We start from the raw sequence: 26,957 nt of genomic DNA, 5'->3' as shown, positions 1-26,957 counted from the left end.
CGCGCTGGCGGCCCGGCTGCCCGAGCGCCGCCCCGCGCGGCCCGCGGCCCGCCGGACGCGGCTCCTGCCCGCGCTCCCCCTGCTGCTGCACTCCCTGGTGCGCCGGGGTCCGCCCGTCCTCGCCGCCTGACCCGGCACCACCGAGCGTTCCCTTCCGCCCTTTTCACCCGTTTCACCTCGGAGAATTCACCATGAGCAGCAGGAACAGCAAGACCGCCAAGGCCGCCGCGCGGGAGCGGCTGCGCGAGCAGCGCGAGAAGGAGGCCAAGCGCGCGAAGATCCGCCGCCAGGTCACGGTGGCCGTCGGCGTCGTCGTGGTGCTCGGCGCCGCGGCCGGCATAGCCGTGGCTGTGAACCAGGCCAACAAGCCCGGCTACTGGGTGAACGCCGCCAAGCAGAAGCTGGTCGCGCCCGCGAACACCTCGGGCAAGAACGGCACCATCATCGTCGTCGGCGACAAGACCAACAAGAACGTCGTGCACGAGTACGAGGACCTGCGCTGCCCGGTCTGCGCGGCCTACGAGCAGACGGCCGGCGATGCGGTGCTCCAGGGCGCCAAGGACGGGAAGTACCAGATCAACTACTCGTTCGCCGCGTTCATCGACAACAACGGCGGCACCGGCTCCAAGAAGGCGCTCAGCGCGATAGGCGCGGCGGTGAACGTCTCCACGGAGGCATTCGAGGAGTACCACAAGCTGCTCTACTCCAAGGCCGTCCACCCGGACGAGACCAACGACGCGTTCAGCAGCAGCGACAAGCTGATCTCGCTCGCCCAGCAGGTCCCCGCCCTCAAGGGCAACACCAAGTTCTCCGACGCGGTGAAGAAGGGCACGTTCGACAAGTGGGCCCTGACCGTGCGCGACGCGTACAACAATGACCCGGCGTCCAGCAAGGGCACTCCGTACGTGCTGGTCAACGGCAAGCAGGTGCAGGTGATCGGGCAGACCGCGGACCAGGTGGCGGCCACCTTCGCCGCCCAGTTGAAGAAGTAGCCGGTACGTTTGCCGCCCGCCGCGGAGAGCCGCAAAGCCGCGGCGGGCCGTAAGCGCAGGACGGGACCGCGGCTCCCCCGGTCCCCCTGGCATCGCGCATCTCGGTGGGCCTCACCAGCGCTCCGGATCTCCTGCGGAGGACGCGAACCTCGTCACAGAGCTGCCCCTGACGGGCGTGGGTACGCGACCATCGCATGAGGCCGGGAACCCGGGCGAAGGAAAGGTGAGTGATGGACAGCGCGCTGCGCCCGGTTGTCGTGGTCTGCGTGGCCGTGGGGGTCTCGCTGGTCGCGGGGTGGGTCGTGGACCGCTCCCTGCGCAAGGTGGACGGCCGTCATCCGGAGACCCCGCTGTGGCATCTGCTGCGCCGCTGCGGCATACCCCTCCAGGTGGTGATCTGCACCGCGATACTCCGGGGCGGATACCGGTCCGCCCATCTGGCGGACGACCACGCCGAGGCCATCGGCCAGACCCTCGTCCTGGTGCTGATCGCCGCGTCCGGCTGGCTGGTGGTACGGGTCGCCGCCGCGGTCATCGACTCGTCCTACGCGCGCTATGTCGCGGTCACCCACGACGTGCCGAAGATCCGCCGCCTGCGCACCCAGCTGACGCTGATCCAGCGGGTGTTCACCGCGATCGTGACGGTGATCGTCGTCGCGTCGATGCTCTTCACCTTCCCCGCGATGCGTACGGTCGGGGCGTCGGTGCTGGCCTCCGCGGGCATCATCGGCATCGTCGCGGGTGTGGCCGCGCAGTCCACGCTCGCCAATCTCTTCGCCGGGCTCCAGATCGCCTTCGGCGACATGGTGCGGATCGGCGACACGGTGGTCGTGGAGAGCCAGTGGGGTGTGGTCGAGGAGATCACGCTCACCTTCCTGAGCGTGCGCACCTGGGACGAGCGGCGGATCACGATGCCGGTGTCGTACTTCACCAGCAATCCCTTCGAGAACTGGTCGCGCGGCGACCCGCGAATGACCGGCACCGTGCTGCTGCACCTGGACCACTCGGCGCCGGTGGCGCTGATGCGCAAGCGGCTGCTGGAGATCCTGGAGAGCTGCGCGGAGTGGGACCGCAGGGCGTGGGGGCTCGTCGTGATCGACTCCACCCCGACCACGATCCAGGTCAGGGCGCTGGCCACCGCGAAGGACGCCGACGACATCTTCAATCTGCGCTGCATCGTCCGCGAGCAGCTGATCGACTGGCTGCGCTGCGAGCACCCCTACGCGCTGCCCCGGCTCTCCACCGCGCCCGCGCCGGGCCAGGAGCAGGACCCGGGCCGGGAGGCGTCCCCGGCGCCGGACTCGGGCGACCTGGGCCCGGGTCCTGGCGCCAGGTAAGAGGCTCTTACGCTTCCGAGGGGCCCTTGCGCTGAAGGGCGTTACGGCAGTGAGAGGCTCTCACCTGTCAGCCGCGCATCGAGCGCAGGTCGAGCTGGCGCAGCACCCGGTCGACGACCTCCGGGTCGTACCCCGCCTCGCTGCGCGCCGACAGCACCTCGTGCCGGGCGGCGGACATCATCTCGTCCTGGATGCGGCGGACCGACTTGAGCCGCTTGACGCGCTTGGCGTGGCTCTCGCGCCGCTCGTCGTCCACGATGTCCGGGCAGATCCGCGCGCCGAGGTCGAAGGCGCGGCGGTGCAGCAGCTCCGACAGGTCGTCGCTCAGCGGCTCGACCGACTCGATGTCGCGCAGCCGCGCCTTGGCGGCCGTCATGGCCCGCAGCGCGAGCATCTTCTCCAGGTCGTGCTCGGCGTCGATGTCGCTGCGCACCCCGAGCCGTTTCACCAGCCACGGCAGCGTCAGCCCCTGGAGCACCAGGGTGCTGAGCACCACCGCGAAGGCGATGAACAAGATCTCCGCGCGGGCCGGGAAGCCGTCGCCGCTGTCGGTGGTCAGCGGGATGGCCAGGGCCAGCGCGACGGACGCCACCCCGCGCATCCCCGACCACCACATGATGACGCTCTCGCGCCAGCTCATCGGGATGTCCTCGTCCAGGTCGCGCAGCTTGTGCATCTTGCGCGCCGCCCAGGTCGCGGGCAGCAGATACAGCAGCCGTACGCCGATGACCACCGCGACCACTATGGCGGCGTGCCGCACCATCGGGCCCCAGTTGCCCGCGCCGACCCGGAACACATTGTGCAGTTCGAGGCCGATCAGGCCGAAGGCGATGCCGGTGACGAGGGTGTCGACGATCTCCCAGAAGGTGTTGCCCGCCAGACGGGCCGTCACGTCGTCGGCCTCGAAGGCGTATTCGGCCAGGAACAGCGCGGTGGTGAGCACGGCCAGGACGCCGGAGCCGCCGAACTCCTCGGCCAGCGCGTAGGAGGCGAAGGGCACCAGCAGTGACAGGCCGATCTGCAAGGTGGGGTCGCCGACCACGCCCATCAGCTTGTTGGCGCCCCAGCCGAGCACCAGGCCGACCAGGATCGCGACCACGGCGGACAGCACGAGTTCCAGGGCCGCGTGGGGTGCGGAGAAGTTGCCGGACAGCGCCGCCGCGACGGCCACGTGGTACAGCACGATGGCGGTGACGTCGTTGAACAGCCCCTCGCCCTCCAGGATGGAGATCATGCGCCGGGGCAGTCCGAGGCTGCCCGCGACGGCCGTGGCGGCCACCGGGTCGGGCGGCGCCACGAGCGCGCCGAGCGCGAAGGCCCCGGCCAGCGTGATCTCCGGCACGACCGCGTCGGCGACCGCCGCCACCGCGGCCGTGGTGACGAAGACCAGCGCGACCGCGAGCAGGAAGATCGCCCGCCGGTTCGCGGCGAACTGCCGCCAGGAGGTGCGCTGTACGGACGCGTAGAGCAGCGGGGGCAGTACCAGCGGCAGGATCAGATCGGGGTCGATCTGGACGTTGGGCACCTGCGGGAGCAGCGCGAGGACCCCGCCGAGCAGCGTCATCAGGACCGGCGAGGGCAGCCCGATCCGGTCGCTGAGCGGCACCATGACGATGGCCGCGAGCATGAGGAAGAAGAAGAGAGCGAGCTGATCCACGGCGTCACGATGCCACACCGGCTCGGCACCGCCGGACCCGCGACCGCCCTACCGAGCCGATTCACCGGCCCCGATACGGCTACTCGCTGTCGGCGCGGATCACGTCGAGCGCCTGCCGGAGGTCGTCCGGGTACTCGCTGCTGAACTCCACCCAGCTCCCGTCCGAGGGGTGCTCGAAGCCCAACCGCTTGGCGTGCAGCCACTGCCGGGTCAGGCCCAGACGCTTGGCGAGCGTCGGGTCGGCGCCGTAGGTGAGGTCGCCGACGCAGGGGTGGCGGTGCGCGGACATGTGCACCCGGATCTGGTGGGTGCGGCCGGTCTCCAGCTTGATGTCCAGCAGGCTGGCGGAGCGGAACGCCTCGATGAGGTCGTAGTGCGTCACGGACGCCTTGCCGTCGGCGACGACCGCCCACTTGTAGTCGTGGTTCGGGTGACGGCCGATCGGCGCGTCGATCGTGCCGCTCATCGGGTCCGGGTGGCCCTGCACCAGAGCGTGGTAGCGCTTGTCCACGACACGGTCCCTGAACTGCGCCTTGAGCAGTGTGTACGCCCGCTCGGACTTGGCGACCACCATCAGGCCCGAGGTGCCGACGTCGAGCCGGTGCACGATGCCCTGGCGCTCGGCGGCGCCCGAGGTGGAGATCCGGTATCCGGCGGCGGCGAGGCCGCCGATCACGGTGGTGCCGGTCCAGCCGGGGCTCGGGTGGGCGGCGACGCCGACCGGCTTGAGGACGACGACGATGTCCTCGTCGTCATGGACGATCTCCATGCCCGCGACCGGCTCCGCGACGATCCGCACCGGGGCGGCGGCCTCGGGCATCTCGACCTCGAGCCACGCCCCGCCGTGCACCCGCTCGGACTTCCCCGCGGCCGACCCGTCGATCGACACCTTGCCCGCCGCCGCCAGCTCCGCGGCCTTCGTCCGCGAGAAGCCGAACATCCGGGCGATGGCGGCGTCGACACGCTCGCCCTCGAGGCCGTCGGGCACGGGCAGGGAACGGATTTCCGGAACGGTACTCACCACACGAGTATGCCGGACCCGCCGCCCCCGCCCGTACCAGTACCGGACGCCGCGAAGGCGAGGGACCGCATGCCCTGCTTCGGGGGCCGCGCACCGGGGCTGGGCGTCCCGAGGAGAGTCAGTCCTCGCGGTGGACGGTGCCGTCCGGGTCGATGCCGCGGAAGGAGAGCAGGACGATCAGGGCGCCGCCGCAGCAGATGGCGGAGTCGGCGAGGTTGAAGACGGCGAAGTGCTCGGGCGCGATGAAGTCCACCACCCGGCCCTGGAAGCCACCGGGGGCGCGGAAGACGCGGTCGGTGAGGTTGCCGAAGGCGCCGCCGAGGAGCAGGCCGAGCGCGACGGCCCACGGCAGGCTGTGCAAGCGGCGGGAGAGCCGGGCGATCACGACGATGACACCGGCCGCGATCACCGTGAAGACGATCGTCATGCCCTGCCCCATGCCGAAGGCCGCCCCCGCGTTCCGGATCGCGTCCAGCCGCAGGTAGTGGCCGAGGACATTGACCGGCTCGTGGTTCTCCAGGCTGGTGACCACCCAGATCTTGGAGAGCAGGTCGAGGAGGTACGCCAGCGCCGCCACCCCGATCAGGGTGACGATCCGGCGCCGCCGCCGCGAGACGGCCTGCGGCCCGGCGGGCTCGTCGCCCTCCGCCGCCCGCTCCGTCCCGTCCGCCGCCGCAGCGGCCTGCCCCGACGGCTCGACGGCGCCCGGCTCGACGCCGTCCTGGCCGCCGTCAGGCGTCGCGTCCGGCGTCTCCTCCGGCGTGGTGATGGTGCGCTCCGCTTCCGTCACGTGAGTCCCTCAGCCTTTGTGCTCCGTGCCCGCCAGGCCGAATCCTGACTGATGACGAGGGTACGGCACACCCGTACGACCGGGGCCGTCCGCGAGCGGAGCCCTCAGCGGCGCTCCTGCTTCTGCTTGCAGTCCAGGCACAGCGTGGCCCGCGGGAACGCCTGCATGCGGGCCTTGCCGATCGGATTGCCGCAGGACTCGCAGAGGCCGTACGTGCCCTCGTCCAGGCGTTCCAGGGCGTGCCTGGTCTGCGCCAGCATCTCGCGGGTGTTGGCGGCCAGCGCCATCTCGTACTCGCGGGTGATGTTCTTGGTGCCGGTGTCGGCCTCGTCGTCACCCGCTCCGTCGCCCGAATCGCGCAGCAGGCCCGCCACGGCCGCCTCCGAGGAGCTGATGCCCTCCGTGAGCCGCTCGACCTCGCCCAGCAGCTCGGCGCGGGCCTCATCGACCTCCTGCGGCGTCCACGGGTCCTCGCCGGGGAGGACGGCCAGGCCGCCGGGGCCCGCGGTGCGGGCGGCGGGCACCGCGGACGCGGCCCCCGTGGTCGCGGCCGTACCCGCCGCGGTCTTCTTCGCTGCCACCTTGCCGGCTCCCGTCTTCTTCGCCGTACGGCCCGTCGCCGCCTTTTCGGCCGCCGCCTTCTTCGCGGCCGTCTTCTTCGCCGGAGCCGTCCCCTTGGCTGCCGTCTTCTTCGCCGCTGCCTTCTTCGCCGTCTTCTTCGCCGGCGCCTTCTTGGCCGCCTTCTTCGCCGGGGCCTTCTTCGCCGGGGCCTTCTTGGCTGCCGCCTTCTTCCGCGGTGCCTCCTCGGCCGCGTCGCCCTCCTCCGCATCGATGGCGACCGTGACCGTACGCACGGGCTTCCTGGCCGCCGCGGGCCCGCGGGCAGGCGCCACGGACGCCCCGGTCACACCGGGATGGTCAGAGCCGGCCGCAGGCCGTCCCGTTTTCTTCACGACCATGGCCGCGACCCCTTCACATCCGTGATCTTGTTCGCGAATCGTGCCGGAAACGGTAAATCGGCTCCGGACCCGCGGCAACGGGGCGCGCTGCCTGGCCGACCGGTCCGCCCCGGAGGGCGGGCAGGTCTGCATCCGTTGTGCCCAGCTCACCGCCAGGTATTCCGGTACCTGGCGGTAACGATCCGTGACAGTCGCCGTCGGGGCGCGCGGAGCAGGCCATTCGGGTCAGTGGGCGGCCCCGGCGAACCGTTCGGCCGGGCCGCTCCCAGCGCCGTACACTGAGCGCAGCGAAAGGCGTGGATGGGACGAGTAGCGCCGCACGCAGCCATGAGCGACCCGGGGACGGTGGAAGCCCGGGGGTGTGCGCGGTGCGAAGATCACCCCGGAGCCGCCGGAAGAAAGCCCGCGGGAGGCCCCTCAAGGCCCCCGGGCCAGTAGAACCGGCGTCGCTGCCCCAATGAGGGGGCGGTGGGTGTCCCCGCACGCGGGGCGCCTCCACCGCCAAGGAGGGTGGTACCGCGGGAGCGCTCGCTCTCGTCCCTTCGACGGAGTACGCACCAGTGTCCGCCGGAGGAAACCACCGATGAGCGACCACCAGACCGCGCAGGGACAGCCGCAGCCGCCGCAGTACCGGCCGGTGCCCGCCCAGGTCGACCTGCCCGCCCTCGAACACGAGGTGCTCGACCTCTGGAGCGAGCGGAAGACCTTCGCCCGCTCCGTCGAGCAGACCCGCGGCCTGCCCGACTGGGTCTTCTACGAGGGCCCGCCGACCGCCAACGGCATGCCCGGCGCCCACCACATCGAGGCCCGCGTCTTCAAGGACCTCTTCCCGCGCTTCAAGACCATGCAGGGCCACCACGTGACCCGCAAGGCCGGCTGGGACTGCCACGGCCTGCCGGTCGAGCTGGCGGTGGAGAAGGAACTGGGCTTCACCACCAAGCAGGACATCGAGGACTACGGCGTCGCGGAGTTCAACGCGAGGTGCCGCGAGTCGGTGACCCGGCACACCGGCGCCTTCGCCGAGCTGACCACGCGTATGGGTTACTGGGTCGATCTCGACAACGCCTACCGCACGATGGACCCGGAGTACGTCCAGTCCGTGTGGTGGTCACTTAAGCAGATCTTCGACAAGGGCCTGCTGGTCCAGGACTACCGGGTGGCGCCCTGGTGCCCGCGCGACCAGACCGGCCTGTCCGACCACGAACTGGCGCAGGGCTACGAGACGATCGTCGACCCGTCGGTCTTCGTCCGCTTCCCGCTGACCGGCGGCCCGCTGGCGGGCGAGGCCGCGCTGCTGGTGTGGACGACCACACCCTGGACGCTGGTCTCCAACACCGCCGTCGCCGCGCACCCCGACGTGACGTACGTCGTCGCCACCGACGGCGCCGAGAAGCTGGTCGTCGCCGAGCCCCTGCTCGGCAAGGCGCTGGGTGAGGGCTGGACGGCGACCGGGCAGTCCTTCATCGGCCGCGAGATGGAACGCTGGACGTATCAGCGGCCGTTCGACTTCGTCGAGATCCCGGACGCGCACTACGTGCTGAACGCCGAGTACGTCACCACCGAGGACGGCACGGGTCTGGTCCACCAGTCCCCCGCCTTCGGTGAGGACGACCTCAAGACCTGCCGCGCGTACGGCCTTCCGGTGGTCAACCCGGTGCGCCGCGACGGCACCTTCGAGCCGGACGTACCGCTGGTCGGCGGGGTCTTCTTCAAGAAGGCCGACGAGGCGCTGGTCGCCGAACTCCAGGCGTCCGGGCGGCTCTTCCGGCACCTGCCGTACGAGCACAGCTACCCGCACTGCTGGCGCTGCCACACCGCGCTGCTCTACTACGCGCAGCCGTCCTGGTACATCAGGACCACCGCGGTCAAGGACGCCCTGCTGCGGGAGAACGAGAAGACCAACTGGCACCCGGACTCGATCAAGCACGGCCGCTTCGGCGACTGGCTGAAGAACAACGTCGACTGGGCGCTGTCCCGTAACCGCTACTGGGGTACGCCGCTGCCGATCTGGCGCTGCGATGACGGCCATCTGACCTGTGTCGGCTCGCTGGCCGAACTCGGCGAGCTGACCGGCACCGACCAGTCCGGGCTCGATCCGCACCGCCCGTACGTCGACGGGATCACCTTCGGCTGCCCGTCCTGCGGCGGCACCGCGACCCGCGTCCCCGAGGTGATCGACGCCTGGTACGACTCGGGTTCGATGCCGTTCGCGCAGTGGGGCTACCCGTTCCACAACAAGGAGATCTTCGAGCGCACCTACCCGGCGCAGTTCATCGCGGAGGCGATCGACCAGACCCGCGGCTGGTTCTACACGCTGATGGCCATCGGCACGCTCGTCTTCGACAGGTCCTCCTACGAGAACGTGGTCTGCATGGGCCACATCCTCGCCGAGGACGGCCGCAAGATGTCCAAGCACCTGGGCAACATCCTCCAGCCGATCCCGCTCATGGACCAGCACGGCGCCGACGCGGTGCGCTGGTTCATGGCGGCCGGCGGATCGCCGTGGGCGGCCCGCCGGGTCGGCCACGGCACGATCCAGGAGGTCGTCCGCAAGACGCTGCTCACCTACTGGAACACGGTCGCCTTCCAGGCGCTGTACGCCCGTACGTCCGGCTGGGCTCCCTCGGCGGCCGACCCGGCCGTCGAGGACCGCCCGCTGCTCGACCGCTGGCTGGTCGGGGAGCGGAACGTGCTGGTGCGCGAGGTCACCGACGCGCTGGAGTCGTACGACACCCAGCGCGCGGGCAAGCTGCTGTCCGCCTTCGTGGACGACCTGTCGAACTGGTACGTGCGCCGTTCGCGGCGCCGCTTCTGGCAGGGCGACCCGGCCGCGCTGCGCACCCTGCACGACGTGGTGGAGACGGTGACGCGGCTGATGGCCCCGCTGGTGCCGTTCATCACCGAACGGGTCTGGCAGGACCTGGTGGTGCCAGTGGTCCCCGGCGCGCCCGACTCCGTCCACCTCTCGTCCTGGCCCGTCGTGGACGAGCGGCACGTCGACCCGGCCCTGTCGGAGCGGATGCTGCTCGTACGGCGGCTGGTCGAACTGGGCCGTGCCACACGCGCGGAGTCCGGCGTCAAGACGCGTCAGCCGCTGTCGCGCGCGCTGGTCGGCGCCGCGGGCTTCGAGGGGCTCTCGGCCGAGCTGCGGGCGCAGATCACCGAGGAGTTGAACGTCAGCTCCCTGGCGTCGCTGTCCGAGGTCGGCGGGTCGCTGGTCGACACCACGGCCAAGGCCAACTTCCGCGCGCTGGGCAAGCGTTTCGGCAAGGGCGTCCAGGCCGTGGCGGCCGCGGTCGCCGCCGCCGACGCGGCGGCCCTGTCGGCGGCGCTGCGCGACGGCGGTACGGCCTCGGTGGTCGTGGACGACGAGGAGGTCGCGCTCGCTCCGGAAGAGGTCATCATCACCGAGACCCCGCGCGAGGGGTGGTCGGTCGCCTCCGACTCCGGTGCCACGGTCGCGCTCGACCTGGAGATCACTCCCGAACTCCGCCTGGCCGGGCTCGCCCGCGACGCCATCCGTCTGATCCAGGAGGCCCGCAAGACCTCCGGCTTCGACGTGGCCGACCGGATCCACGTCCGCTACGCCACGGCCGAGTCCGACGTGTCGACGGCCCTGTCCGCCCACGCCTCCCTCATCTCCGACGAGGTCCTGGCGGACAGCTTCACCGAAGAGCCGACCGACCCCACCTTCGGCCCGGCGTTCACGGACGAGTCCCTGAACCTGACCTTCCACCTGCGCAAGAGCTAAGCCCCCTCAGGGGCGCGAGGAACTGCGCGACCAGCCGGGACGTGGCCGGTTGTCCTCGGACCACCGGCCGGTGGCGGGTTGCTCGCGCGGTTACCCCCCCCCGCGTCCTGGGGGGGCGCGTACCGCTCCACGCGAAGTGGACGCACAACAGGGCCGGGCCCCCGTGGGAAAAGGATTCCCCGGGGGCCCGGCCCTGTGTGGTGCGGGTCCAGCCGACCGCTAGGTCAGTTGTCGTCCTCGTCGATCAGGAAACCGCGCATCGGCGTCGGCGCCTGCTGCATCGGCTGCGGCGCCTGCGGCCGTACCGGTGCCATCGGCTGGGTCATGGCGGGAGACATCTGCTGCTGGCCGCCGTACGTCGGGCCGGGGGTGTGACCGCCCATGCCCTGGCCGCCGTAGGACGGCGCGGAGCCCGCGTGTCCCATACCGGCGCCCGCGCCGGCCGGTGCCATGCCGTTGCCCATACCGCCGTTGCCCATCGACCCGCCCATGGATCCGCCCATCGAGCCGCCCATGGTGGACGCGGCCGGGAGGGAGGGAGCCGAGGGGGTGGTCCGCGGCGGAGCCAGCGAGTCGTCAGCCTGGTTCTCGAGCTGACGGAGCTGGGACTCCAGGTAGGACTTCAGCCGCGTGCGGTACTCGCGCTCGAAGCCGCGCAGGTCCTCGACCTTGCGCTCCAACGTGGCGCGGGCGGACTCCAGGGAGCCCATCGCGACGCGGTGCTTCTCCTGGGCGTCCCGCTCCAGAGCGTCCGCCTTGGCGCGGGCGTCCCGCTCCAGGCCCTCGGCGCGGCTGCGGGCCTCGCCGACGATCTTGTTGGCCTCGGAACGCGCTTCCGCGATGGCCTGGTCCGCCGTCTGCTGCGCGAGCGAGAGCACGCGGGCGGCGCTGTCGCCACCGGGTCCCTGCTGCTGCATCGGGTGGTGCTGCTGCTGTTGTTGCTGCTGCATGGGGTGCTGGCCCATCGGGCCGGGTCCCTGCTGCTGCATCGGGTGCTGGCCCATCGGACCAGGCCCCTGCTGCTGCATGGGGTGCCCCATCTGCTGCTGCATCGGGCCGGGCCCGTGCTGCTGCTGGGCGCTGGGACCGGGCGGCAACTGCGGCATGCCGCCCTGCTGCTGCGGCGGGCCCATCTGCTGCTGCGGCACCGGCTGCGGACCGGATATGGCAGCGGGCACCGGCCGGTCCTGCTGTTCGGGCTTGCGCATGCCCTGTTGCTGGTTCTGGGCGGCGGCACGGGTGGCCGCGGCCAGTTTGGCGCGCAAGTCCTCGTTTTCGCGGAGCAATCGAGTCAGCTCCGCCTCCACCTCGTCGAGGAAGGCGTCGACCTCATCCTCGTCATAGCCCTCTCGGAGGCGGACGGTCGTGAACTGCTTGTTCCGAACGTCCTCGGGGGTCAGCGGCATCTCTTCACCTCAACGTGATCGTCGACATATCGGGAGCCCGCACCGTTCACATCAAGTTCCCCACGACGGAGATCAGGATGTACACGATGATCATCAATACGAAGAAGGACAGGTCGAGCGCCACGCCCCCGAGACGTAGCGGCGGGATGAACCGCCGCAAGAGCTTGAGTGGCGGATCGGTGACAGTGTAGGTGCCCTCCAGGAGCACCACCATCGCCTTCCCAGGGTGCCATGAACGGGCGAACTGGAAGACGTAATCCATCACCAATCGGAAGATCAGCACAAACAGGAAGCAGTACAGCGCGATGTACAGCACCTGGAGTGCGACACTCATCGCGCTTCCCTCTCCCCTGCTCGTCCTCGGCCCGGTGGCCGGGTCCCTGCGGTTGCGTCTCGTTCAGCTCTGGTTGAAGAACCCGCCCTCGGCGATCCGGGCTTTGTCCTCCGCCGTGACATCGACGTTAGCAGGCGACAGGAGGAACACCTTCTGCGTCACCCGCTCGATGCTTCCGTGAAGACCGAAGACCAGGCCGGCGGCGAAGTCGACAAGACGCTTCGCGTCCGTGTCGTCCATCTCCGTCAGATTCATGATCACCGGCGTTCCCTCGCGGAAGTGTTCCCCGATGGTACGGGCTTCGTTGTAGGTCCGGGGGTGCAGTGTCGTGATCCGGTACGGCTCTCGCTCTGACACGACCTTGGGCATGATCACCGGTGCGTTCTTCTCCAGGCTGTGACGTTCGGGTGTGATGGACGCCACGGGGGCGATCCGCGGTTCACGGGGCGCCGGGGCGTGTACGAGACGCGCCGGTTCGTCCTGCGACGACTGGTGCTGGCTCTGTGGTACGTGCTGCGGTACGTGCTGGCTGACCTGCTGCTGACGGCGAGGGGCACGCTCGGGGTCGGCGCTGGCCCGTGCCGCGGGCGGAGCGGCCATCTCGGGCTCGAACTCGTCGTCGGGGTCAAATCCCGGCCCGTCGTATCCGTCGTCCTCCACAAGGCCGAGGTAGACCGCCATCTTGCGCATCGCGCCGGCCATGCTCTGCGTCCTCTCAGCGGGGTTGCGGTCCTCGGCCGCCGCTCGGACGGCCGCCACACCATATTTATGCTGTGGTCCGACTTGTTGGTGACGTTACCCGAGCCCGGGACGGACTCCGAGTACCGCCGTACCGACGCGTACATGTGTCGCTCCGGCCGCAACGGCTTCGTCGAGGTCCTGGCTCATCCCTGCCGAGACCATGTTCGCAGCCGGATGGGTCTCGCGCAGGCGGGATGAGATTTCCGTCAACCGGTCAAAGGCGGCACGGGGTTGGCCCGCGTATGCCCCGGCCAGCGGCGCGACGGTCATCAGGCCGTCGAGACGCAGCCCCGGTGCCGCCGCGACCGCGTCGGCGAGCGCGGCGACCGCGTCGGGTGCCACCCCGCCGCGCTCTCCCTGAGTGCCCGACTCCGCGTCCAGGGCGACCTGGACGAGGCACCCGAGCTGTTTTCCCGCGGCGGTCGCAGCGGTCGACAGCGCGCCGGCCAGCCGGAGCCGGTCGACCGAGTGCACATGATCAGAGTAACGGACCACTGAACGAGCCTTGTTGGTCTGCAACTGCCCCACAAAATGCCAGGTAAGCGGAAGATCGGCGCAGGCCGCCGCCTTGGGCGCGGCGTCCTGGTCGCGGTTCTCCGCCACATGCCGGACGCCGAGGCCGGCCAGCAGCCGGACGTCGCTTGCCGGGTAGGTCTTGGTGACCACGATCAGGGTCACGTCCTCGCGGTCCCGCCCGGCCGCCTCGCAGGCGGCGGTGATCCGCTTCTCGACACGGTCCAGATTCGCGGCCAGTTCCGCGCGCCTGGCGCCGTCCTCGCCCTCGGGATCGCCCTCGGGATCGGGGTCGGTGTCGGTCTGATGCCCGGTCACGCGGCGCCGTCCAGCCACACATAGCCCGCCAGGCGACCGGTGACACCGTCGCGGCGGTAGGAGAAGTGATCGGCGGACTCCAGGGTGCACACACCCGCGCCCGGCCCGTCGGATGATCCGGCGCTCGGCCCGAGGTTCACTCCGGCGCGCGCGAGCTGTGCGCGCACCCCCGAAGCCACGTCGACCGCCGGAGTGCCCCAGCTCGTCTCGGCGTACGCCTCCGGCACGGCGCGGGCGACCTCGTCCCGCATCGCGGCGGGCACTTCATAGCACTTTCCGCAGACGGCGGGTCCGAGCAGCGCCGTGATCCGCGCGGGTTCCGCGCCCCGGGCCGTCATCGCCTCGACGGCGGCGGGCACCACGCCCGCGACCAGTCCCGGCCGTCCCGCGTGCGCGGCGGCCACGACACCGGCCACCGGGTCGGCGAGCAGTACGGGTACGCAGTCGGCGGTGAGTACGGCGAGCGTGAGGTCGGCGCGGGTGGTGACGAGCGCGTCGACGGCCGGGACCGGCCGGTCGCCCCACGGGGCGTCCACGACGGCGACCTCGCGGCCGTGCACCTGGTGCATCCACACCACCCGGTCGGGGTCGCGGCCGAGACCGGCCGCGGCGCGCTCGCGGTTGGCGCGTACGGCGGCGGGGTCGTCCCCCACAGCGCCGCCGAGGTTGAGGCTGTCGTGCGGAACGGCGCTCACCCCGCCCCACCGGTCGGTGAAGGCGAAGTGCGCGCCGCTCGCTGTCTGGCGGTGCCCTATCACTTCAAGAAGTCGGGTACGTCGAGCTCTTCGGCCGCGGTGTCTTGGTAGGGACGGGCCGGCGGCACGTGCGGGGGCGGGACCGGAGTCGGCGCCTCCGCGGCGGGCTCGTTGTCGCTGTCGCGGTCCGACGAGGCGACCGGGACACTGCCGAGGCCGGTGTACGAGGTCGCCGGGCGGGCGGGTTCGGGCTGGCTGGCGATCCGGGCGCCGGCGGCGGGGGTCGTGTCGCGGTACCCGTCGAGCGCCTTGGCGCTGCTCTTGGTGGGCGGCTGGCCGCCGTCGAACCCGGCGGCGATCACGGTGACCCGCACCTCGTCCCCGAGCGCGTCGTCGATGACCGCGCCGAAGATGATGTTGGCCTCGGGGTGGGCCGCCTCGCTGACGAGTTGGGCCGCCTCGTTGATCTCGAACAGACCGAGGTCGGAGCCGCCGGAGATGGAGAGCAGCACCCCGCGGGCGCCGTCGATCGAGGCTTCGAGCAGCGGCGAGGAGATCGCCATCTCGGCGGCGGCGACCGCACGGTCGTCACCGCGCGCCGAGCCGATGCCCATGAGGGCCGAACCCGCCTCGGACATCACGGACTTCACGTCGGCGAAGTCGAGGTTGATCAGGCCGGGGGTGGTGATCAGGTCGGTGATGCCCTGCACGCCGGAGAGCAGGACCTGGTCGGCCGAGCGGAAGGCGTCGAGCACGCTGACCTGGCGGTCCGAGATGGACAGCAGCCGGTCGTTGGGGATGACGATCAGGGTGTCGACGTTCTCCCGCAGCCCCGCGATACCGTCCTCCGCCTGGTTGGCGCGGCGACGGCCCTCGAAGGTGAAGGGACGGGTGACGACCCCGATGGTCAGAGCGCCCAGCGAGCGGGCGATGTTGGCGACGACGGGTGCGCCGCCGGTGCCGGTGCCGCCGCCCTCACCCGCGGTGACGAAGACCATGTCGGCGCCCTTGAGCACCTCTTCGATCTCCTCGCGGTGGTCCTCGGCGGCCTTGCGGCCCACGTCGGGGTTGGCCCCGGCGCCGAGGCCCCGGGTCAGTTCACGGCCGACGTCGAGCTTGACGTCGGCGTCGCTCATCAGGAGGGCCTGCGCATCGGTGTTGATCGCGATGAACTCGACGCCCTTGAGACCGACCTCGATCATCCGGTTGATGGCGTTGACGCCACCGCCGCCGATGCCGACGACCTTGATGACTGCGAGGTAGTTCTGCGGTGCTGCCACGTCGAAGGCCTCTCGCCTCGAGTTACGTATCTTGTGGGACGGTCGGTACGCTCGCCGGTGCCGTTCCGAACCCTCACCGTGAGGTTTAGGGTTACCAGTATGCATGTCCCATGTGTTCCTTGGGACGAGACACTAAGTCGACAAGCGGTAGTGGTTCAACGAACACGCCGAACCTACCGTTTTTCTTTTGACCCTATGTGATCACGTCACCGGCTGTGGGGCCAGGGGTCGAATAATGCCATAAGGGGCGTCAACTCCCTGACGCCGCAGGGGCGCTGGGGGCGCTCACGTCGTAGTGGGAGGCGTGTGGCCGGACCTTCAGGAGCGCGTTGAGCACCGCGGCCTTCCGCGCGCCCTGTTCCGCGCTCCCCCACATCACGCTGCGTCCGCGCGAGAGTTCGACGGTGATGTTGTCGTAGGAACGGACCCGGATCGCGGTCGCCTGGCCGTGCAGCGATTGCGGAAGATCGGCGGCGACCGCAATGGCGGCCCGCAGCAGGCTCTTTGTTCCGAAATGCCGAAGGCTCGGCGACTGATCCGGCGTCAATTGCACGAGCGGTACGCCGCGCGGCGCGGTGTCGACGGTCGCGAATCGCACACCGCCCGGGTCCACTTCGGTGAACTTGTCGCCGCTTTTCAGTACGGCGGAGGCCGTTCGTTCGGTCACTTTCACCCGGACCGTGTGCGGCCACGACCGTTCCACGTCCACATGGTCGATCCGCGGCAGCGCGGCGAGCAGCCGCCTGCGGACCGCGCCGGTGTCCACCGAGACCAGCGCGCCGCCCAGCGGTACGCCCGCGGCGCGCTCGATCTGCTGCGGCGTCAGCACGTCGTTGCCCGTGACGGTCACGCGCGTGGCGCGGAACCAGGAGGAGCCGTAGACGGCCCAGGAGCCGCCCGCGACGAGGACGGTGAGGACGACCAGTGTGATGATCGCCGCCCGGCGGCTGGGGAGGGTCAGGCGGGGGCGCCGTCCGGTACCGGGCACCGCCCCGTCCCGGTCGGTGCCGACCGGCTTCGCTCGCGTCCCGGTCACCCCGGTCACCCCGGCCTCCCCGCGTCGACGGACGCGGAGCGCGTCCGCGCCCCGCGGGCCCTATCGTGCCAGGCCCGGTCCGCCGCGCCGCGGGACACGCCCTCGGCGCGGCGGCCACCGTCAGCGGCGGCCCGCGGCCACCGCCTCGTACACCATGGCGACCAGCAGGTCGTCCGCGTCGCGGCGGCCGAACTCGGCTGCCGCGCGCGACATGTCGTACAGGCGGTGCGGGTCCGTCAGAACGGGCAGCACGTGTCCCAGCACCCAGTCGGGGGTGAGTTCGGCGTCGTCGACCAGCAGGCCGCCGCCGGCCTTCACCAGCGGCTGCGCGTTGAGCCGCTGTTCGCCGTTGCCGATGGGCAGCGGGACGTAGGCGGCGGGCAGTCCGACCGCGGACAGTTCGGCGACGGTCATGGCACCGGCCCGGCAGAGCATCATGTCGGCGGCGGCGTAGGCGAGATCCATCCGGTCGACGTAGGGCACCGGGCGGTACGGCGGCATGCCGGGCATGTTGTCGGACCGCGGGAGTTCGTTCTTGGGGCCGACCGCGTGCAGGATCTGCACGCCGGACTGCTGGAGGCGCGGCGCGACGGTGGCGATCACCTCGTTGAGCCGCCGGGCGCCCTGGGAGCCGCCGGAGACCAGCAGGGTGGGCAGGTTCTGGTCGAGGCCGAACGTGTGCCGGGCCTCGGGGCGGGCGGCGGCCCGGTCGAGGGTGGCGATGGTGCGGCGCAGCGGGATGCCGATGTAACGGGCGTCGCGCAGCTTGCTGTCGGGGGTGGAGACGGCGACCGCGTGCGCGTACCGCGACCCGATCTTGTTGGCCAGGCCCGGCCGCGCGTTCGCCTCGTGCACGACGATCGGCACGCCGAGCCGCTTGGCGGCCAGGTAGCCGGGCAGCGCCACGTAGCCGCCGAAGCCGACCACGCAGTCCGCCTTGGTGCGTTCCAGGATCTGCTCGGCGGCCTTGATGGTGCCGCGCAGCCGTCCGGGGACGGTGATCAGTTCCGGGGTGGGGCGGCGCGGCAGCGGGACGGCCGGGATGAGCGCCAGTTCATAACCGCGTTCCGGCACCAGCCTGGTCTCCAGGCCCTTCTCGGTGCCGAGGGCCGTGATGCCCACGGTCGGGTCCTGCCTGCGCAGGGCATCGGCGAGCGCGAGCGCAGGCTCGATGTGGCCGGCGGTCCCCCCACCGGCGAGTACGACATGCACCGAAATTCACCGCTCTCCGGACGGCCGCCTGGTGACGTACCGCCGCATCGTCCGTGTCATTGCCCCGCTGAAAGCACTACGCCCCCGCATGGCCAGGGCCGCTCGCGCTCCGGGCTCGTTCCTCGCGAAGGAGATGAGCAGCCCGATCGCGAACATGGTCGGCAGGATGGCTGAACCTCCGTAGGAGAACAGCGGGAGCGGGACTCCGGCGATCGGCAGCAGGCCGAGCACCGCACCGATGTTGATCACGGCCTGGGCCGTGATCCAGGTGGTCACGCCACCCGCTGCGAACCTGACGAAGGGGTCCTCCGTACGACCGGCCAAGCGGATACCCGCGTAGCCTAGTGCCGCGAAGAGGGCGAGTACCGACAGCGTCCCCGCCAGACCCAGTTCCTCCCCGGTTACGGCGAAGATGAAGTCGGTGTGCGGCTCCGGGAGTTCACCCCATTTTTCCACACTCGCCCCGAGTCCCGACCCGAACCAGCCGCCGGAGGCGAGGGCGTAGATCCCGTGCACGGCCTGCCAGCACTGGTCGTTGGCGCCGGGGTCGGTGGCGGCGATGCAGTGCAGTCGGCCCATCCGGTTGGGGCTGGTGATGACGGCCAGGGCCGCCAGCGCCGCCGCGCCGGACAGCACGCCCGCGAAGAGCCTGGTGGGGGCGCCCGCGAGCCAGAGCATGCCGAAGAGGATCGCGGTGAGGATCATCGTGGTGCCCATGTCGCCGCCGAGCATGATCAGTCCGAGCAGCAGGAAGGTCACCGGCACGAGCGGCACCAGCAGGTGCTTCCACTGGGTCAGCAGATTCTTGTCGCCCTTGCGGGCGAGCAGGTCGGCGCCCCACATCACCAGGGCCAGTTTGCCGAATTCGCTGGGCTGGAGCTGGAACGGGCCGCCGATGGGGATCCAGTTGGTGTTGCCGTTGACCGTCTGCCCTATTCCGGGGACCTGGACCAGGCACATCAGGAAGACGGCGCCGAGCAGCAGCGGGTACGCGAGCGCGCGGTGCAGTCCGACCGGCATCCGGGCGGCGGCGTAGAGCAGGACGGAGCCGAGGGCGACCGCGAGGAGCTGCTTGCGGAAGTAGTACGTGGACGGCAGGCCGTAGCGCAGCGCCTGGATCATCGAGGCGGAGTACACCATCACCAGGCCGAGCACGGTGATCAGCAGGGCGGCGCCGAGGATGACGTAATACGCCGTCAGCGGGCGGTCCCAGGCGGTGCGTACCCGCTCGGGGAGCCGGGCGGCGCCCCGGAGCGCGCTGCCCCGCTGCCGGGCCGGGTACGTGCTCATACCCGCCCCCCGCGGGGGCGATGCGCGGGGCGGCGGGGGGACGCAATGGCCGTCATGGGACCTCCATCGGAGCGAGGGCGCCGCACGACACCTGCGGCTAGGGCGTGTCCGTGGACTCGTCGCTGTCGTCGGCGCCGAGGCGCCGGACGGCTTCCGCGAACATATCGCCGCGCTGGTTGTAATTGGCGAACATGTCCATCGACGCACAGGCCGGTGCCAGCAGAACGGTGTCGCCGGGCTGGGCCCGGTCGCGTGCCACGGCGACGGCGGCGGCCATCGCCCCAGTGTCGGTCCGGCCCAGCTCGACCACCGGGACCTGGGGGGCGTGTCGCGCGAGCGCTTCACGGATCAGGGCGCGGTCGGCGCCGATCAGGACGGCGGCCCGCAGCCGGTCAGCGGACTTGAGGACCAGGTCGTCGAAGACCGCGCCCTTGGCGAGGCCGCCGGCGAGCCAGACGATCGACGGGTACGCGGCAAGCGACGCCTCGGCCGCGTGGGTGTTGGTGGCCTTGGAGTCGTCGACCCAGGTGATGCCGTCGCGGGTCGCGACCTCGGCGATGCGGTGCGCGTCCGGGCGGAAGGCCCGCAGGCCCTCCCGTACGGCGGCGGGTTCGACGCCGTAGGCGCGGGCGAGGGCGGCGGCGGCCAGCGCGTTGGCGATGTTGTGCGGGGCCGGCGGGTTGACGTCGGCGGTCTCGGCCAGCTCCTGTGCGCTGTTGACCCGGTCGTCCACGAAGGCGCGGTCGACCAGGATGCCGTCGACCAGGCCGAAGTCGGAGGGCCTGGGCGCGTCGAGGGTGAAGCCGATCGCCCGGCAGCCCTCCTCGACGTCGGCCTCGCGGACCAGCCGCTCGGTCTCCGGGTCGGCGCGGTTGTAGACGCAGGCGACCTGGTTGCCCTGGTAGATCCGGCCCTTGTCGGCGGTGTACGCCGCCATCGAGCCGTGCCAGTCGAGGTGGTCGGGCGCCAGGTTGAGCACGGCGGCGGAGTGCGGGCGGATACTGGGCGCCCAGTGGAGCTGGTAGCTGGAGAGTTCGACGGCGAGGACGTCGTACGGCTCGTCGCCGAGGACCGCGTCCAGCAGGGAGACGCCGATGTTGCCGACGGCCGCGGTGCGCAGGCCCGCCGCGGTGAGGATCGCGGCGAGCATGCGGGTGGTGGTGGTCTTGCCGTTGGTGCCGGTGACCGCGAGCCAGGGGGCCGCTGGTTTCCCCGGCTGGAGCTCCCTCAGTCGCCAGGCCAGTTCGACGTCGCCCCAGATCCGCACGCCCGCCCTGGCGGCGGCCGTGAACAGCGGGCTGCCCGGCTTCCAGCCGGGGGCGGTGACGACGAGTTCGGTGCCCTCGGGCAGCGTCGCGCCGTCACCGAGGCGCACGGTGATGCCGAGCGCCTCCAGTTCGGCCGCCTCGGCCCGCTGCTGCTCGCCCGCGACGCCGTTGACGACGGTGACGCGGGCGCCGAGGGCGTGCAGCGCCTTCGCGGCGGGCACGCCGGAGACGCCGAGCCCGGCGACGGTGACGCGCAGGTCCGTGAAGTCGGGGTTCGCCAAGCCCTCACCGGAGGGTTCGCCCGTCACGACGCGGCCACCCAGCCCGCGTAGAAGATGCCGAGTCCGACGGCCATGCACATGCCCTGGATGATCCAGAATCTGACCACGACCAGGACTTCGCTCCACCCCTTGAGTTCGAAGTGGTGCTGGAGTGGCGCCATCCGGAAGACCCGCTTGCCGGTGAGCCGGAAGGAGCCGACCTGGATGATCACGGACATCGTGATCAGGACGAAGAGGCCGCCGAGGATGGCCAGCAGCATCTCGGTGCGGGAGCAGATCGCCAGGCCCGCGAGCGCGCCGCCCAGGGCCAGCGAACCGGTGTCACCCATGAAGATCTTGGCCGGTGAGGTGTTCCACCACAGGAAGCCGAAGCAGGCTCCCATCAGGGCCGCCGCGACCACCGCGAGATCGAGTGGGTCGCGGACCTCGTAACACGCGCCGTTGGCGCTGACCGGGGCGCCGCACCACTGGCCGTACTGCCACACGCCGATGACGGTGTAGGCGGCGAAGACCATGGTGGAGGCGCCGGTGGCCAGGCCGTCGAGGCCGTCGGTGAGGTTCACGCCGTTGGACATCGCCAGGATCATGAACAGCGCCCAGACCACGAAGATCACCGGGCCGATGGACCACCCGAAGTCGGTGGTGAACGACAGCTTGGTGGAGGCCGGGGTCTGGCCGCGGGAGTCCTTGAAGTTCAGCGCGAGCGCCGCGAAGGCGATGCCGACGATGAGCTGACCGGACATCTTCGCCTTGGCGCGCAGGCCGAGGCTGCGCTGCTTGACGATCTTGATGTAGTCGTCGAGGAAGCCGACCAGGCCCATACCGGCGAAGAGGAAGAGCACCAGCACGCCGGACATGGTCGGCTTGTCACCGGTGATCAGCTTGGTCGCCGCGTAGGCGATCAGCGTGGCCAGGATGAACGCGATACCGCCCATGGTGGGCGTGCCGCGCTTGCTGTGGTGCGCCTTCGGACCGTCGTCCCGGATCATCTGTCCGTAGCCCTTGCGGGCCAGCAGGCGGATCAACAGCGGTGTGCCGACCAGCGACAGGAAGAGCCCCAGGACGCCGGAGACGAGAATCTGCTTCACAGGGCGGCACCCTCACGGGCCGAGCCGTCGAAGCCGTCGGCTTCGAGCAGCGCCAGGGCGACGGACTCCAGGCCGACCGACCTCGATGCCTTCACCAGTACGACGTCCCCCGGGCGCACTTCGTTGCGCAACAGGTCGATCGCCGCCTCCGCGTCGGACACGTGCACCGACTCCTCACCCCACGAACCCTCGTTATAGGCGCCCATTTGCAGCCAGGCGGCTTCGGTACCGCCCACGGCCACGAGCTTGCTGACGTTGAGCCGGACGGCCAGCCGCCCCACCGCGTCGTGCTCGACGAGTGCTTCCCCGCCGAGTTCGGCCATCTGTCCGAGCACCGCCCACGTACGCCCCCCGCGCGCCTGTGTGGATCTGCCCATCGCTGCGAGTGTGCGCAGGGCAGCCCTCATGGATTCGGGGTTCGCGTTGTAGGCGTCGTTGACGACCGTCACGCCGTCGGGCCGCTCGGTGACCTCCATGCGCCAGTGCGAGAGCGTGCCGGCCTCGGAGAGCGCGGTGGCGATCTCGTTGACGGGCATGCCCAGTTCACGGGCTACGGCGGTCGCGGCGAGCGCGTTCGACACGTGGTGCTCACCGTACAGGCGCAAGGTCACGTCGGCGCACCCGGTGGGTGTTCGCAGCGTGAAGACGGCCTGACCCCGGTCGTTGAGCCGGACATTCTCGGCGGTCACCTCGACGTCCACGCCGTCCACCGACCTGGCCGACTCGCCGAAGTACACGACGCGCGCCTTGGTACGGGAGGCCATGGCGCGTACCAGCGGGTCGTCGGCGTTGAGTACGGCGATGCCGCCCTCGGCCGCCGCGGGCAGCGCCTCGACCAGTTCGCCCTTGGCCTGGGCGATCTGCTCCCGGCCGCCGAACTCGCCGATGTGCGCGGTTCCGACGTTGAGCACCAGGCCGATCCGCGGCGGGGTCAGCCCGGTCAGGTAGCTGATGTGGCCGATACCGCGGGCGCCCATCTCCAGCACCAGGTGCCGGGTGTGCTCGTCGGCGCTCAGCGCGGTCAGCGGCAGCCCGATCTCGTTGTTGAGCGAGCCCGGCGTCCACACGGTGGGCGCGTGCCGCTCCAGGAGCTGCGCGATGAGGTCCTTGGTGCTGGTCTTGCCCGCGGAGCCGGTCAGCGCCACCACGGTGGCGCCCAGCCGCTCGATGACGTGCTTGGCGAGGGCGCCGAGCGCGGTCTGTACGTCGTCCACGACGATCGCGGGTACGCCGACCGGCCGGGTGGCGAGCACCGCCACGGCGCCCGCCGCGACCACGTCGGCGGCGTAGTCGTGGCCGTCGGCCTTGGCTCCGGCGAAGGCCACGAAGAGCGCGCCGGGGACCACCTCGCGGGAGTCCCTGACCACCGGGCCGGTGACCCGTACATCCGTGTCCGGTATGTCGTGGGTGCTCCCGCCGACCGCGCGTGCGACCTCGGCGAGGGTGAGGGGGATCACAGTGCTTGTCGGTCCTTCTCGATCGCGGCGCGCAGCACCTCTCGGTCGTCGAAGGGGCGTACCTCTCCGGCGATGTCCTGGCCCTGTTCATGGCCCTTGCCCGCCACCACCACGATGTCGCCGGGCTCGGCCCGTGCGACGGCGGCGGCGACGGCGGCGGCTCTGTCGGGTTCGACGATGACGTGCCCGCGCTGTCGCTCCGGTACCTCGCACGCGCCGTTCAGCATCGCGGCGAGGATGGCCAGCGGGTCCTCCGACCGCGGGTTGTCCGAGGTCAGTACGGCGGTGTCGGCGAGCCGGGCGACCGCCGCGCCCATCGGCCCGCGCTTGGTGGTGTCACGGTCGCCGCCGCAGCCGAGCACGGCGTGGATCCGGCCGCGGGTGGTCTTGCGCAGCGCGCGCAGCATCAGCTCCACGGCGTCGGTCTTGTGCGCGTAGTCCACGACCGCCAGATACGGCTGTCCCGCGTCGACCCGCTCCAGGCGGCCGGGGACGCCGGGGACGGCGGCGATGCCGTCGGCGGCGGTCTGCGGGTCGAGGCCCGCGGCGGCCAGCGCGGTGATCGCGGCCAGGGTGTTGGCGACGTTGAAGGGGCCTGGCAGCGGCGCGGTGGCGTCCACCCGCTCGCCCTTGGGGCCGAGCACGGTGAAGGTGCTGCCGTGCGGCCCCGCCTCGACGTCCTCGGCCCGCCAGTCCGCGTCCAGCCGCCCTTCGGCGGAGAAGGTGACCAGCGGCACGGTGGCCTCGCCGACCAGCCTGCGGCCGTACGCGTCGTCCAGGTTGACCACGCCGAGCCGGCTGCGGCGCGGGGTGAACAGCTGCGCCTTGGCCTGGAAGTAGTCCTCCATGCCCGCGTGGAATTCCATGTGCTCGGGGCTGAGGTTGTTGAAGACGGCTACATCGAACACAGCTCCGTCGACCCGGCCGAGCACCAGGGCGTGGCTGGAGACCTCCATGACCACTGACTCGACGCCGCGTTCGCGCATGACGGCGAAGAGCGCCTGGAGGTCGGTGGCCTCCGGTGTGGTGCGCTCGCTCTTGATCCGCTCGTCGCCGATCCGGGTCTCGACGGTGCCGATGAGGCCGGTGCCGCCGTCGCGCGCGGCCCGCAGCCCCCCTTCCACGAGGTAGGCGGTGGTGGTCTTGCCCGACGTGCCGGTGATCCCGACCCGCAGCAGGCCGTCGCCCGGCTGGTCGTAGACGGCGGCGGCCAGCTCGCCCATCCGGGCCCGCGGGTCGTCCACGGTCAGGACGGGCAGTCCGGTGGCGGCGGCGCGCTCGGTGCCCGCCGGGTCGGTCAGTACGGCGACGGCTCCGGCGGCGGCGGCCTGCGCGGCGAAGTCCGCGCCGTGGAAGCGCGCGCCGGGCAGCGCCGCGTACAGGTCACCGGGGCGGACCGCGCGCGAGTCGTGCGTGATGCCGGTGACCGGCGCGGTGGGGCCGTCCGGCACCCGCGTACCGAGAGGGCCGGTGAGTTCCGCGAGTTCGTGCAGGGTTTTGGGGCGGATACGCGTCGGGCGCGGCGCGCCCGGCTGGGTGAGGGTGGGCTGATCAGCTTTGGGCACGGCGGTGAGGTTACCGGGCTGGCCGGGGTGCGAGCCAAAATTCATGATCACCGCGCCTTGTCCGTGCCGGGCTTCGCGGTGCCGGGCGGCGTCGCGGGCTGGGCCGGATCGAAGTCGACCGGCAGATGGGGGGCCTTGGTGCCGGACGGCGGGACCTTCAGCGTCTTGAGCGCGAATTCCATGACCTGCTTGAAGACCGGGCCGCAGATGGAGCCGCCGAAGTAGCTGCCCCTGGTCGGATTCTGGATCACGCAGGAGACCGTGACGCGCGGGTTGTCGGCGGGCGCGAAGCCCAGGAACGACGAGGTGTAGCCCTTGTACTTGCCGGTCTCCGGGTCCACCCGGTTGGCCGTACCGGTCTTGCCCGCGACGCGGTATCCGGCGATCCGCGCGTTGAGTCCGGTGCCCTGTTCGTCGCCGACGACCGATTCGAGCATCGTGGAGAGCGTCTTGGCGGTCTGCGTGCTGACCACCCGGGTCTTCTTGGCCGGGTCGGCGGGGACGTAGCGGCCGTCGGGTCCTGTGGTGCCGCGGATCAGCGTGGGCTGGACGCGTACGCCCCCGTTGGCGATCGTCGAGTAGACCGAGGTGGCCTGGAGCGCGTTGACCGACAGGCCCTGGCCGAACGGGATGGTGAACTGCTGGGAGGCGTTCCAGTCCTGCGGCTTGGCGAGGATGCCGGGTGTCTCGCCGGGGAAGCCGATGCCGGTGGGGTCGCCGATGCCGAATTTCTTCAGGTACGAGTAGAGCACCCGGTTGGCCTGCGGCTGGGTCGGGCCGAGCTGCTGGCTGGCCAGGATGGTGCCGATGTTGCTGGACTTGGCCAGGACGCCGTTGAGCGTCAGGTACCAGGTGCCGTGGTCGACGTCGTCGTGGAAGACCCGGTCGGCGCGCGGCAGGGTGCCGGGGACGGTGACCCGGGTGTCGGGGGCGGCGGTGCCGGTGTCGAGGATCGCGGCCATCGACATCAGCTTGCTGACGCTGCCGGGCTCGTACGCGTCCTGCATCGCCGCGTTGCCGAGCGCGCGGGGGTCGGCGTGGGCGAGGTCGCCGGGGTCAAAGCCGGGGGCGTCGGCCATGGCCAGCACCTCGCCGGTCCTGGAGTCCTGGACGATCACGTAGCCGCGGTCGGCCTTGGACTTCTGCACCTGGGCGCTGATCGCGCTCTGGGCGGCCCACTGGATGTCCCGGTCCAGGGTCAGTTCGATGTCGGTGCCGGGCACGGCGGGCCGCTGCTGGACGCCCGCGGTGGGCACCTGACGGCCGTCGGACTGGGCGTAGCGGATCTTGCCGTTCTTGCCCGCGAGTTCCTTGTTGAGCATGGATTCGAGGCCGCCGCCGCCCGCGCCCTGGCTGTTGACGAAGCCGAGGACGCCCGCGGCCAGGTCGCCGCCGGGGTAGACGCGTTTGGTGTGGGTCTCGCTGAAGACCCCGGCCAGCACATTGGCGCCCTGTCCCCTGGCGTACTTGGCGGCGAACGCCTTCTTCAGGTCCTTGATCTGGTTCCAGACCTGCGGGGACTGCTGGCGGGCGATCACCTGGTAGCGGGACCTGGGGGTGGCCAGCGCCTTGGCGATGGCGGCCGGGTCGCCGCCGACGATCGGCGCGAGCAGTTCGGCGGCCTGGAGCGGCGCGTCCTTGGTCTTGGTCTGTTCCGGGGTGAACAGATACGGGTCGGCGGTGATGTCGTACGCGTCCACGGTCGCGGCGAGGTCGACGCCGGAGCGGTCGGTGATGGTGCCGCGGTCGGCGGTGACGTCGTGGGTCACCCAGCGGTTCACCGCGGCCTTGGCCGCGTAGGTGGAGGCGTCCACGGCCTGGACCTGGAGCAGCCGGATCACGAAGGCGGCCATCACCAGGGTGAGGGCGACGGCGACCAGCCGGAGCCGGGGCTTGGGCCGGCCGAGCCGGACCAGCCGGGGGCCGCGGGGGGCCCGGGGCGGCGGGGCTGTGCGGCGCGGGCGGG

The 26,957-nt window shown here is 71.2% G+C and carries 21 protein-coding genes; 3 read left to right on the top strand and 18 right to left on the bottom strand.

All coding sequences use genetic code 11. The features are described 5' to 3' along the window. Window positions 1-191 precede the first annotated feature (191 nt). Both BGM09_RS15360 and BGM09_RS15355 read left to right on the top strand, forming a co-directional pair. Window positions 192-992: a thioredoxin domain-containing protein gene (locus BGM09_RS15360; protein WP_188282140.1), complete on the top strand. Its 801-nt coding sequence runs from the start codon at window positions 192-194 to the stop codon at window positions 990-992. A 230-nt stretch (window positions 993-1,222) separates the two neighbouring features. After that, window positions 1,223-2,329, top strand: coding sequence for a mechanosensitive ion channel family protein (locus BGM09_RS15355; protein ID WP_188282139.1), 1,107 nt, complete (start codon window positions 1,223-1,225; stop codon window positions 2,327-2,329). Between the two features lie 67 nt (window positions 2,330-2,396). Here the strand turns inward: BGM09_RS15355 and BGM09_RS15350 are convergent, their stop codons facing one another. From BGM09_RS15350 to BGM09_RS15335, 4 genes are all read right to left on the bottom strand, one after another. Continuing rightward, a complete protein-coding gene (locus BGM09_RS15350) occupies window positions 2,397-3,986 on the bottom strand; it encodes a Na+/H+ antiporter (RefSeq protein ID WP_188282138.1) in 1,590 nt (529 codons plus the stop codon). A gap of 79 nt (window positions 3,987-4,065) precedes the next feature. Then, window positions 4,066-5,007: an RluA family pseudouridine synthase gene (locus tag BGM09_RS15345; RefSeq protein WP_188282137.1), complete on the bottom strand. Its 942-nt coding sequence runs from the start codon at window positions 5,005-5,007 to the stop codon at window positions 4,066-4,068. Between the two features lie 118 nt (window positions 5,008-5,125). Then, window positions 5,126-5,797, bottom strand: coding sequence for a signal peptidase II (lspA, locus tag BGM09_RS15340; protein ID WP_188282136.1), 672 nt, complete (start codon window positions 5,795-5,797; stop codon window positions 5,126-5,128). A gap of 104 nt (window positions 5,798-5,901) precedes the next feature. After that, window positions 5,902-6,756, bottom strand: a complete 855-nt coding sequence (locus tag BGM09_RS15335; RefSeq protein WP_188282135.1) for a TraR/DksA family transcriptional regulator — start codon at window positions 6,754-6,756, stop codon at window positions 5,902-5,904. A 583-nt stretch (window positions 6,757-7,339) separates the two neighbouring features. On the opposite strand from BGM09_RS15335, the gene ileS reads away from it, so the two are divergent. Next, on the top strand, window positions 7,340-10,507 hold the full coding sequence (gene ileS / locus BGM09_RS15330; protein WP_188282134.1) for an isoleucine--tRNA ligase: 3,168 nt from the start codon (window positions 7,340-7,342) through the stop codon (window positions 10,505-10,507). Window positions 10,508-10,731: 224 nt separating this feature from the next. On the opposite strand, the gene BGM09_RS15325 is transcribed toward ileS, so the two are convergent. From BGM09_RS15325 to BGM09_RS15260, 14 genes are all read right to left on the bottom strand, one after another. Then, window positions 10,732-11,913 carry a DivIVA domain-containing protein gene (locus BGM09_RS15325; RefSeq protein WP_188282133.1) on the bottom strand — a complete coding sequence of 394 codons (1,182 nt, stop codon included), beginning with the start codon at window positions 11,911-11,913 and terminating at the stop codon, window positions 10,732-10,734. Between the two features lie 46 nt (window positions 11,914-11,959). After that, window positions 11,960-12,247, bottom strand: a complete 288-nt coding sequence (locus BGM09_RS15320) for a YggT family protein (protein WP_188282132.1) — start codon at window positions 12,245-12,247, stop codon at window positions 11,960-11,962. 63 nt (window positions 12,248-12,310) lie between these two features. Further along, the gene (locus BGM09_RS15315) at window positions 12,311-12,949 is read right to left on the bottom strand and encodes a cell division protein SepF (protein WP_188282131.1); all 639 of its coding nucleotides are present in this window, start codon (window positions 12,947-12,949) and stop codon (window positions 12,311-12,313) included. Window positions 12,950-13,042: 93 nt separating this feature from the next. Further along, window positions 13,043-13,741: a YggS family pyridoxal phosphate-dependent enzyme gene (locus BGM09_RS15310; protein WP_223187016.1), complete on the bottom strand. Its 699-nt coding sequence runs from the start codon at window positions 13,739-13,741 to the stop codon at window positions 13,043-13,045. A 74-nt stretch (window positions 13,742-13,815) separates the two neighbouring features. Continuing rightward, window positions 13,816-14,577, bottom strand: a complete 762-nt coding sequence (gene pgeF, locus BGM09_RS15305; RefSeq protein WP_188282129.1) for a peptidoglycan editing factor PgeF — start codon at window positions 14,575-14,577, stop codon at window positions 13,816-13,818. Beyond that, window positions 14,574-15,794, bottom strand: coding sequence for a cell division protein FtsZ (gene ftsZ / locus BGM09_RS15300; RefSeq protein ID WP_188282128.1), 1,221 nt, complete (start codon window positions 15,792-15,794; stop codon window positions 14,574-14,576). The genes pgeF and ftsZ overlap by 4 nt, the downstream gene beginning before the upstream one ends. Before the next feature lie 250 nt (window positions 15,795-16,044). Further along, the gene (locus tag BGM09_RS15295) at window positions 16,045-16,830 is read right to left on the bottom strand and encodes a cell division protein FtsQ/DivIB (RefSeq protein ID WP_317452710.1); all 786 of its coding nucleotides are present in this window, start codon (window positions 16,828-16,830) and stop codon (window positions 16,045-16,047) included. 120 nt (window positions 16,831-16,950) lie between these two features. Then, entirely contained in the window at window positions 16,951-18,042 is a 1,092-nt protein-coding gene (murG, locus tag BGM09_RS15290; RefSeq protein ID WP_188282127.1) for an undecaprenyldiphospho-muramoylpentapeptide beta-N-acetylglucosaminyltransferase, read from the bottom strand. A gap of 6 nt (window positions 18,043-18,048) precedes the next feature. After that, window positions 18,049-19,497: a putative lipid II flippase FtsW gene (gene ftsW / locus BGM09_RS15285; protein ID WP_411158310.1), complete on the bottom strand. Its 1,449-nt coding sequence runs from the start codon at window positions 19,495-19,497 to the stop codon at window positions 18,049-18,051. Next, window positions 19,430-20,908, bottom strand: coding sequence for a UDP-N-acetylmuramoyl-L-alanine--D-glutamate ligase (gene murD / locus BGM09_RS15280; RefSeq protein ID WP_411158309.1), 1,479 nt, complete (start codon window positions 20,906-20,908; stop codon window positions 19,430-19,432). The genes ftsW and murD overlap by 68 nt, the downstream gene beginning before the upstream one ends. Continuing rightward, window positions 20,905-21,969 (bottom strand): phospho-N-acetylmuramoyl-pentapeptide-transferase, encoded by a 1,065-nt coding sequence (gene mraY / locus BGM09_RS15275; RefSeq protein WP_188282125.1) that lies wholly within the window; start codon window positions 21,967-21,969, stop codon window positions 20,905-20,907. Before mraY ends, murD begins: the two co-directional genes overlap by 4 nt. After that, a complete protein-coding gene (locus BGM09_RS15270) occupies window positions 21,966-23,426 on the bottom strand; it encodes a UDP-N-acetylmuramoyl-tripeptide--D-alanyl-D-alanine ligase (RefSeq protein WP_188282124.1) in 1,461 nt (486 codons plus the stop codon). The genes mraY and BGM09_RS15270 overlap by 4 nt, the downstream gene beginning before the upstream one ends. Next, on the bottom strand, window positions 23,423-25,036 hold the full coding sequence (locus tag BGM09_RS15265; protein ID WP_188282123.1) for a UDP-N-acetylmuramoyl-L-alanyl-D-glutamate--2,6-diaminopimelate ligase: 1,614 nt from the start codon (window positions 25,034-25,036) through the stop codon (window positions 23,423-23,425). Before BGM09_RS15265 ends, BGM09_RS15270 begins: the two co-directional genes overlap by 4 nt. Before the next feature lie 2 nt (window positions 25,037-25,038). After that, on the bottom strand, window positions 25,039-26,957 hold a 1,919-nt coding region (locus tag BGM09_RS15260), incomplete at its 5' end, for a peptidoglycan D,D-transpeptidase FtsI family protein (RefSeq protein WP_188282122.1).

Origin of the sequence: Streptomyces sp. CBMA29 (assembly GCF_014596445.1) — a bacterium.
Classification (GTDB): domain Bacteria; phylum Actinomycetota; class Actinomycetes; order Streptomycetales; family Streptomycetaceae; genus Actinacidiphila.
Note: the sequence above shows the minus strand (reverse complement) of the source record. Positions and strands in the feature narration are given on the sequence as shown.

Coding starts and splice junctions, on each gene's coding strand:
- BGM09_RS15335 (WP_188282135.1), bottom strand. CDS start 6,756: ATGGTCGTGAAGAAAACGGGACGGCCTGCGGCCGGCTCTGACCATCCC.
- BGM09_RS15355 (WP_188282139.1), top strand. CDS start 1,223: ATGGACAGCGCGCTGCGCCCGGTTGTCGTGGTCTGCGTGGCCGTGGGG.
- BGM09_RS15320 (WP_188282132.1), bottom strand. CDS start 12,247: ATGAGTGTCGCACTCCAGGTGCTGTACATCGCGCTGTACTGCTTCCTG.
- BGM09_RS15325 (WP_188282133.1), bottom strand. CDS start 11,913: ATGCCGCTGACCCCCGAGGACGTTCGGAACAAGCAGTTCACGACCGTC.
- BGM09_RS15315 (WP_188282131.1), bottom strand. CDS start 12,949: ATGGCCGGCGCGATGCGCAAGATGGCGGTCTACCTCGGCCTTGTGGAG.
- ileS (WP_188282134.1), top strand. CDS start 7,340: ATGAGCGACCACCAGACCGCGCAGGGACAGCCGCAGCCGCCGCAGTAC.
- BGM09_RS15265 (WP_188282123.1), bottom strand. CDS start 25,036: ATGAATTTTGGCTCGCACCCCGGCCAGCCCGGTAACCTCACCGCCGTG.
- BGM09_RS15360 (WP_188282140.1), top strand. CDS start 192: ATGAGCAGCAGGAACAGCAAGACCGCCAAGGCCGCCGCGCGGGAGCGG.